This window comes from Paenibacillus jamilae (genome assembly GCF_050482105.1).
In the GTDB taxonomy this organism is placed as follows: domain Bacteria; phylum Bacillota; class Bacilli; order Paenibacillales; family Paenibacillaceae; genus Paenibacillus; species Paenibacillus jamilae_B.
Window position 1 is genome coordinate 728,911 of sequence record NZ_JBCNHI010000018.1, and the last position, 7,902, is coordinate 736,812.

At 43.0% G+C, this 7,902-nt stretch carries 3 protein-coding genes; 2 read left to right on the top strand and 1 reads right to left on the bottom strand.

The features are described 5' to 3' along the window. The first annotated feature begins 149 nt into the window (after positions 1-149). The gene (gene ppsA / locus ABEW32_RS18575; protein WP_430190365.1) at positions 150-2,768 is read left to right on the top strand and encodes a phosphoenolpyruvate synthase; all 2,619 of its coding nucleotides are present in this window, start codon (positions 150-152) and stop codon (positions 2,766-2,768) included. A gap of 1,091 nt (positions 2,769-3,859) precedes the next feature. On the opposite strand, the gene ABEW32_RS18580 is transcribed toward ppsA, so the two are convergent. After that, positions 3,860-4,009: a hypothetical protein gene (locus tag ABEW32_RS18580; RefSeq protein ID WP_430190367.1), complete on the bottom strand. Its 150-nt coding sequence runs from the start codon at positions 4,007-4,009 to the stop codon at positions 3,860-3,862. 364 nt (positions 4,010-4,373) lie between these two features. Here ABEW32_RS18580 and ABEW32_RS18585 point away from each other — a divergent pair. Further along, positions 4,374-7,902 (top strand): non-ribosomal peptide synthetase (locus tag ABEW32_RS18585; RefSeq protein WP_430190369.1); only part of this gene is annotated, 3,529 nt, incomplete at its 3' end.

Sequence of the window (7,902 nt, forward strand, 5' to 3'; positions counted from 1 at the left end):
TGCATATATACAGACACGATGATATAATCAGATCACAACTCTGTTATTTTTAAACACATAGTTAACCTATATTATACTATTATTTTATCATGCCAGTAAAACTCTTGTCAAATATTTTTTTCAATATTAATGGTTAGGGGAGATAATGAATGAGTTCTTTGGTTCTTGGTTTTCAGGAAATGGAAAAAACGCAGCTTTTACTCGTTGGTGGAAAAGGGCTCAATTTAGGGGAGTTATCAAAAATTGAAGGAATACAAGTCCCAGAAGGATTTTGTGTTACAACAGTGGGATTTCAAAAAGCCATCAAACAAAGCGAAACATACCATACTTTGTTAAATCGTCTCACCACGCTAAAAGTAGAAGATCGAGATCAAATTAGGGAAATCAGCAGCAAGATTCGACAAATCATTATGAAAATAGAAATCCCTTCTGACGTTGTGAAAGCAGTTACTCACTATCTTGCCCAGTTTGGTGATGAACATGCTTATGCAGTGCGTTCTAGTGCGACTGTTGAAGATTTACCACATGCCTCTTTTGCAGGTCAACAAGACACCTACTTAAATATTATCGGCAAAGAAGCAATCATGCAGCATATTAGCAAATGCTGGGCTTCCCTATTTACGGACCGCGCGGTAATCTATCGTATGCAAAATGGATTTGACCACAGTCAAGTTTATTTATCCGTTATCGTTCAAAGGATGGTTTTCCCACAGGCTTCAGGGATTTTATTTACCGCTGATCCCATCAATGGTAACCGAAAGGTGCTCTCTATCGATGCTAGTTTCGGGCTCGGAGAAGCGCTAGTCTCCGGCTTGGTATCTGCCGATTGTTATCAGGTACAGGATGGGGTAATCGTCAGCAAGAGGATCGAAACTAAAAAAATGGCAATTTATGGACGGGAAGAAGGCGGAACAGAGCCCAAGCAGCTTAATCCTGATCAGCAAAAGGCGCAAACCCTTATGGATCAACAAATTTTACAACTGGAACGCATTGGAAGACAGATTGAAGAACATTTCGGATGTCCCCAAGACATCGAATGGTGTTTGGCTGATGATACATTTTATATTGTCCAGAGCCGGCCGATCACCACTTTATATCCCATTCCTGAAGCAACTGACCAGGAGAATCACGTGTATGTATCTGTTGGGCATCAGCAAATGATGACGGATCCTATTAAACCACTAGGGATATCTGTTTGGAAGTTAACAGGTTCCGCTTCTATGTTTAAAACTGGTGGTGGAAGGTTGTTTGTAGATATTACGAAGGGCCTAGCTTCATCGGATGGGAGGCAAAATTTATTGGATGTTTTAGGGCACTCCGATCCGCTCATAAAAGACGCACTTATTACCATTATCGAGCGGGGAGATTTTATAAAATTGGACCCATATGACAAAAGCGAACAGGGGCCCGTTAAAAGCCATAAGGGTATGTCGTCTGCGGATATTCTGGCAGAAGCAGGAAACGATCCAGCAATTGTTGCTGATTTGATTAAGAGTAGTGAAACATCGTTATCAGCGTTAAAACATAACATCCAAACGAAGTCAGGATTGGATGCATTGGATTGTATTCTAGAAGATATGCAGCAACGGAGGCAGCGTGCTTCAGATCTGAAAAATTTGAGTGTGATTATGTCTGCCATCCATGCTTCAGCATGGATTAATGAAAAAATGAGTGAATGGTTGGGTGAAAAAAACGTTGCAGACACACTTTCTCTATCTGTACCTAACAATGTCACTTCTGAAATGGGTATGGATCTACTGGATGTTGCAGATGTAATTCGTACCTATCCGAAAATAATCGAGTATTTACAACAGGTAAAGGTTGATAACTTTTTGGATGAACTGCTTCAGTTCGAAGGTGGGCAGAAGGTACGTGATGCTATTGCTGCTTATCTCGACAAATATGGAATGCGATGTGCCGGAGAGATCGATATTACAAGAACACGCTGGAGTGAAAAACCAAGTATACTGGTTCCTATGATCCTCAGTAACATCAAAAACCTTGAGCCTGGCGCCAGTAAACGAAAATTTGAGCAAGGGCGACAGGAAGCTTTGAAAAAAGAACAGGACTTATTAGCCCGATTGAAACAATTACCGGATGGTGAACAAAAAGCCAAAGAGACAAAACAAATTATCGCCCAGATCCGGAATTTCATCGGTTATCGTGAATATCCGAAATACGACATTGTCAGTCGTTACTTCATCTATAAACAGGCTTTATTAAAGGAAGCGGAGCGACTCGTACAAGCCAACGTTCTTCATGAAAAAGAAGATATTTACTATCTTGCTTTTGAAGAATTGCAGGAAACCATACGCACAAATAAACTGGATTACCAGGTCATCGCCAAACGAAAAGATGAGTACAGATTATATGAAAAACTAACTCCGCCACGTGTTATCACGTCTGATGGCGAAATCATTACAGGTCAGTACAAACGAGAAAATATCCCTACCGAAGCTATTGTAGGCCTTGCTGTTTCTTCGGGCGTTGTAGAGGGGCGGGCCCGTGTGATCCTGAATATAGAAGGGGCTGAGCTGGAAGATGGCGATATACTAGTCACCGCTTTTACCGACCCCAGCTGGACTCCATTGTTTTTATCTATAAAAGGCTTGGTTACGGAGGTGGGCGGACTGATGACCCATGGAGCCGTAATTGCACGTGAGTATGGCTTACCGGCAATTGTCGGGGTGGAGAATGCTACTAAGCTGATAAAAGATGGGCAACGAATTCGCGTGCACGGAACAGACGGGTATATCGAAATATTGTAAAGTCGCTATTATAGCGGCTTTTTTGTTTTAAAGGAGATCCTCTATATGAAGACTTGCTATTTTGTGTTTTGAGGTCAATAAATTTTATAAAAGAAGTAGTTCGAAAGCTATGAATTTTCCAAAAATCTAAACTTTTAAAGGAAAATCCAAACGTTTCTATTAATAAAAAAATAAAGTTTATAGCTTAAACGAGAAAAAAATAAATCTAAATCGAAGTTTTGAGAGAAAAATTAAAGAAAATGTTGCCTGTTAATTAGTTCAAAAGATCTAAAAAAATCACAATCTATTTAAAAAGTGAATCATTATTAATTCGAGATTAATTCAGCTTGAGTAAATTAGTTCCACATTTTAGGCAATTAAAGAGTATTGCTAAAAAAGTTGAAATTTGTCGGATGGTGTCAGAAACAGCTTGTTATATTTGTGTTAATGATATGTAACATAATTTTTGTTTTAATACAAGGGTTTAGGACTATCCTACAAGCCTTGATTGTTTTTATTTTATCGATAATCAAATCGAAAATTTTGTCCTAAATCACGTTTACTTGTCATGCTTAGTATTCAATTAAATAAAAAAGTGAATTTATTACATTTAATGATATAAAAATAATAGAATAATATGGGCTGATTATTAATTTTATGAAATCCATCAAGTTAGAACTTATGTCCCATGTTATTCGGTTTTAAAGTTTGTATATTTAAAATAGCTAGAAAGTATTGGGAGAAAAGAAGATATATAAGGTTTTATTGTTATATTATGGACAGTAAGAGGATTATAGAGCTTTGCCTAAAATGGCTTCATAAAGTACATAAGCTGTTTTCTTTTATAGACACTGTATGGGAGCACTGACTGTATCCAAAAATCATAGCAGTTGTATAGGCAAAACTGCAAGATTACTTGTCCATAGCAATCTCGGTAAATCCGCCCTACATCTTCGGTATTCCAAAGGCAACTCCATTTTTATTCAGTTAACCTTTCACCAAAGAACTTTGTTTTGATGCAGAAAAAACCCGAAGAAAGTAATGAAAAATGCAGGGTTAGTTCAAACGACTATGTCCATTGTGTACAGATTTTAAGGTGTTCGAAACGTTTCTTAACAGCTTGGGATTCCGTTTTCTAGTTCGATGACCGTCACTTTTTCGTCCATGTACAAAATCAGGAAGTCATAAGCGCAGTCGTGAGTATTTTTAGCTCTTTTCAGCCTAGAATTACGCTCTGTACCACGCTGCAGCAGCTCATGCATGTCATAACATCGTTACCCTCCAGTCCATCAGACAACACACATCACGATACACTTCGTTGTTAACATTGCAGCATCATTCAACAGCCCACCACCAAGATGCACTCACACATAATTCAAAGATGTTTTTATTCACTGCACACGGTTGTCGTCGCATGCCGTGGCGGTAAAAGCACGTTCATCAAACTGTTTTAACAAATATGCGCACTCAGATCTCAAGGTATATCAGAAGTGGTCGCTTTTTACTGACTTCTATTGGCAATTTAATGCCGAAAAAAAGGCTCTCGCATGACCATTCTTTGCCAAGGGACGGTCATTTAAGCAGAGTTGTTTTTATCCATATCTTATTTTGCGAGGAGAGATACGTATGACACAGCACAATGTTCAATTGTTTGCATTAAGCCAGCCACAGCAACGTATTTGGTACACGGAGCTTGTGTATCCCAATCGCAACACGTCTACAATTATTACTACTGTTAAAATCAAGGGAACGGTTCGCATAGATGCATTACAGCAGGCAATGAACCGGGTGGTTGCACAAAACGATGCTTTTCGTATCAAAATCACGGCTCGGGATGGAATTCCCTATCAATATGTAGAGCCGTTTGCTGCTCAAAACATAGAAACCCTCCAGGTTACCCAAGAGGAAGCAGAGCTATGGGTGAGTCATCATAACGCACAGCCATTCCCCTTACTGGATTCGCAGCTGTATCGGTTTGTAATTTTGCAGTTGGGGGCAGAAGATACCTGGTTTAGTTTCAAGATGCATCACATAATTTCTGACGGCGTTACGATGGAGCAGGCCATTAATGAAATTACGGGGAACTATATGAGTATTGTGCATGGTACAGGTTCAAATACGCCGGTCCCAGCGAACTCATATCTCGATTTTATTCAGACGGAGCAAAGCTACGAGCAATCAGAACGCTATCAAAAGGACAAGATGTACTGGACGGAGAAATTTGCCGACTTGCCGGAGGTTACAGGTTTAAAGTCTTACAATCCGCTCACGGTAAGCACGGCTGCACGCCGAGAGGTTTACACACTGGAGCACGAATTATATCGTGGTGTCACGACTTTTTGCGAGGAGCATAATATCAGTATTTTTACATTTTTCCTAGCTGCTCTGTATATATATTTACATAAAACGACAGGTGAACAAGATTTAACCGTTGGTACATTGTATGCTAACCGCACGTTAAAGAAGGAAAAAAATACAATGGGCATGTACGTCAGCACTGTGGCTACACGTCTGCAAGTTGAGCCGGAATCCGAGTTGCTCACTTTCCTGCACGGGGTAGGCAAGGAGCAGGCGTCCATTTTGCGGCATCAGCGTTATCCGTATAACAAAATCACGCAAGATTTGCGTGAACAGCAAAGCGGCACTGATTTTGGCCGCCTGTTTAGCGTTACCATTCAGTACCGTACGCTGAGCTTCTCTCGTTTTGATGAAGCCATTCAGCAGGTACATACTGATTTCTGCGGAGATACGGTGAGCGACTTCGATATTGCCATGATAGACATGCTGGATGACGATAAACTTGTATTGCAACTGGATTATAGGACTGAGCTGTTCAGCGAGCAGGAGATTGCCCGAATTATTCACCAATTTTTGAGTGTGGTAGAGCATATGGTGAAAGGGCCACAGAAGCGGATTCAGGAGTTGTCACTGATGAGTGACGAAGAGCGGACTCAAATTATGGATGTATTTAATGCGACAACTGTCCCTTTTCCACACGATGCGGGGATTCATGAGCTATTCGAGGAACAGGCAGAACGTTCACCGGATCAGACAGCGGTTATATTTGGAAATCAAAGTCTGACTTATCGGGAGTTGAATGAACGGTCGAATTCATTGGCACACATACTTCAGGCAGAGGGAGTAGGACCTGACAAGCTGGTCGGCCTGATGGTACAACGCTCAGTGGAAATGATCGTAGGTCTGCTGGCCGTTCTAAAAGCAGGCGGAGCTTATGTGCCGATTGATCCCGAATTTCCGTCATCTCGTATTGAATACATGCTGGAAGACAGCAAGGCCGCAGTGCTTCTGACCAGTCGTGATCTGCTTGAAGAGCACCATTGCAACGCCAATGCAATATTTCTTGAGGATGCAGAATTGTACCAGGGAGAAAGCAGCAACCTGAAGGCAATTGCTCGCCCAGAGCATTTGGCTTACGTCATCTATACCTCTGGATCGACCGGAAATCCAAAAGGAGTAATGCTCCAGCATCGCTCGGTGCTCAACTTTATTACCGGGATGCGTGAAATCATTGACTTTGAAGCTGGCAAAACCATTTTGTCACTGACGACCATTTCATTTGATATTTTCGTCTTGGAAACCATCTTGCCGCTGCTGACTGGAATGACGGTTGTGCTTGGCGACCGCCAGCATCAGGTGGATCCTCAGGCGCTGGGTGAATTGATTGCTCATCATCATATTGAGATGCTGCAAATGACACCATCCCGGCTGCAAATGCTGCTGGGTCATGAAACAGGCTCCCGCGCACTGCAAAGCGTGAAGGCAATTATGGTCGGGGGTGAAGCCCTACCGTCCAAGCTGTTGGGAGATCTGCAAGAGATAAACGGTCCTCGTATTTACAATATGTACGGACCTACAGAAACGACGGTTTGGTCGACTGTACAGGAACTGACCCATGCTCATCAAATTAATATCGGACGTCCTATCGCGAATACCCAAATATATATCCTAAATACGAGCGGGGAATTGCAGCCAGTCGGTATACCGGGAGAATTATGTATAGCAGGGGAAGGCTTAGCTCGCGGGTATTGGAATCGCGAAGATCTGACGGTCGAGAAATTTGTAAAAAATCCGTTTGCCGGAGGCAAAGCGGGCTATGAACTAATGTACCGTACAGGCGATTTGGCGAGATGGACACTGGACGGCAATATTGAATATTTAGGACGGATGGATCATCAGGTTAAAATCCGGGGCTACCGAATCGAACTGGGCGAGATTGAATCACAGCTATTGCAAGTGGAATCGCTACGAGAAGCGGTCGTCGTGGCCCGTTCGGACAAAACAGCAGGCCAAAAACAAATGGTGGCGTACTATGTCGCTGATCAAGAAATCAGTGCCAGTGAACTGAGAAGTGAGCTGGGGCGGGAGCTACCAAGCTATATGGTGCCGTCGTACTTTATTCAGCTGGATCAGATGCCGCTGACACCAAACGGCAAAATCGACCGCAAGTCTCTGCCAGCACCAGAAGGCAGTCAGCAAAGCGGATCTGATTATGAGGCGCCGCATACCGAGACGGAACGGGCACTCGTGGCGATCTGGCAGTCCGTCTTGGGCGTGCCAACCGTCGGTATTGGGGACGATTTTTTTGATCTGGGCGGCGATTCCATCAAGGCGATTCAAATCGTATCCCGTGCGTTCCAGGCAGGCTACAAACTGGATATGAAGGATCTGCTTCGGTGTTCAACCATTGCAGCACTAGCACCGCTTATGGCAAGTCGTATGGCGGATCAGGGAGAAGTGAGCGGAGAAACAACATTGCTTCCGATCCATCATTGGTTCTTTGAACAGGAGCAAGTGGACGTGCATCACTTTAATCAGGCAGTTATACTGCACCGGGAACAGGGCTTTGACGAAGCTGCTTTGCATCAGGCGCTAATTCAGTTGACGGAGCACCACGATGCACTGCGGATGGTGTTCAGGAAGACCGAGCAAGGCTATCAAGCGTGGAACCGCGGAATACAGGAAGGCGAGCTGTATCATCTGGACGTGCTGGACTTTATGGCTCTGACAGATGAAGCCACGTTGAGCACGACGATTGAGGCGAAAGCAACTGAAATCCAAAGTAGCATGAATCTGTCCGAAGGACCGCTGGTAAAGCTGGGTCTGTTCCGTTGCATCGATGGAGACCACTTGTTGG

Excerpts from the sequence above, each read along its gene's own strand:
- ppsA (WP_430190365.1), top strand. The coding sequence starts at position 150 with ATGAGTTCTTTGGTTCTTGGTTTTCAGGAAATGGAAAAAACGCAGCTT.
- ABEW32_RS18580 (WP_430190367.1), bottom strand. The coding sequence starts at position 4,009 with ATGCATGAGCTGCTGCAGCGTGGTACAGAGCGTAATTCTAGGCTGAAA.